Origin of the sequence: Nocardia farcinica (assembly GCF_029867845.1) — a bacterium.
GTDB lineage: Bacteria > Actinomycetota > Actinomycetes > Mycobacteriales > Mycobacteriaceae > Nocardia > Nocardia farcinica_A.
This window is the reverse complement of record NZ_JARWRU010000106.1, coordinates 1-1384: the sequence shown is the minus strand read 5'-3', so window position 1 is coordinate 1384 and position 1384 is coordinate 1. Positions and strand designations below refer to the sequence as shown.

At 72.3% G+C, this 1384-nt stretch carries 1 protein-coding gene; it reads left to right on the top strand.

The window, feature by feature from the left end; genetic code table 11:
- Positions 1 to 269: 269 nt before the first annotated feature.
- On the top strand, positions 270 to 1384 hold a 1115-nt coding region (locus QH283_RS02030), incomplete at its 3' end, for a serine/threonine-protein kinase (protein WP_280501313.1).

Here is a 1384-nt window from a genome sequence, read left to right as displayed (position 1 = left end):
CCGCCGGGCGGCCCGCCCCGGGCTCCTCGTCGCGGGCGAGCCGGCGCACCCCGCGCCCGATCGTGATCGCGTTGCCGGACCCGGTCCGGCCCGCCACGCCCGCTGCCGCGGGCAACGGCGGAGCAAGCGGCTCCGCGGACGGCGAAGGACGCCCTCCGCCCTGACGTTTCCATGGCGTCCGGCCCATGCGCCGACTGCTATGGTTTCGATGATTTCTCATGCTTGACGCCTCCCGGTGGGTCCCGGTGCGGGCGGGAATTGGAGCAGACATGCTGGCCAGCGGTGAGGTCTTCGCCGGCTATGTCATCGAGCGGCAACTCGGCCGCGGTGGCATGGGATCGGTCTACCTGGCGAAACATCCGCGTCTGCCGAGGATGACAGCGCTCAAGCTGCTGAATCGGGAGATGTTCGACGACAAGGAGGTGAGGGCGCGGTTCGAGAGGGAGGCGGATCTGGTCGCCCGGCTCGATCACCCCAACATCGTCACCGTCTACGACCGCGGCGTCGAGGACGAGCAGTTGTGGATCTCGATGCAGTACATCGACGGCGTAGACGCCGCCTCGGTGGACCCCGCGACGCTGCCGCCGGAACGCGCGGTGCAGATCATCAAGGAGACCGCCGACGCGCTGGACTACGCGCACAGCATGGGCGTGCTGCACCGTGACGTGAAGCCGGCCAACATCCTGCTCGCCCGTTCCACCGGTGGCCGCGGCGAGCGCGTGTATCTCACTGACTTCGGCATCGCCCGCCTGCGCGACGACACCGGGCATCTCACCCAGACCGGCACCTTCACCGCCACCCTGGCCTACGCCTCGCCCGAGCAGCTGACCGGCGCGAGCCTGGACGGCCGCAGCGACCAGTACTCGCTGGCGTGCGCGCTGTTCTGGCTGTTCACCGGCAACGGCCCGTTCGCGGCGACCAACCCGGCCCAGGTCATCCAGGGCCACCTGCAGAACCCGCCGCCCGCGCTGAGCAGCGTGCGCCCCGGCCTGCCCCAGGTGCTCGACGCGGTGCTGGCCAAGGCGATGGCCAAGCGCCCAGAGGACCGGTTCGCCTCCTGCGCGGAGTTCGCCGCCGCGGCCCAGGCCGCGCTGAGCGGGCAGAGCTCGCCCGCGCTTCCGGTGACCCCGGCGCACCAGGGCACCGGGCCGCAGTATCCGGTCTCCTCGGGCCAGCACCCGATGGTGAACCCGATGACCGGCGCGCAGCCCATCGGCACCCCGATGACCGGCGCGCCCTACCCGCAGGCCGGGCAGGGCCAGATGACCGGCGCCACGCACGCGATGACCGGTGCGGGCGTGAACGGCGCCGCCATGACCGGCGGGCCCGCCATGCCGCACCAGCCGACCGCCGCGATGACGCAGGGCGGGCGGGCGCCGGGGTA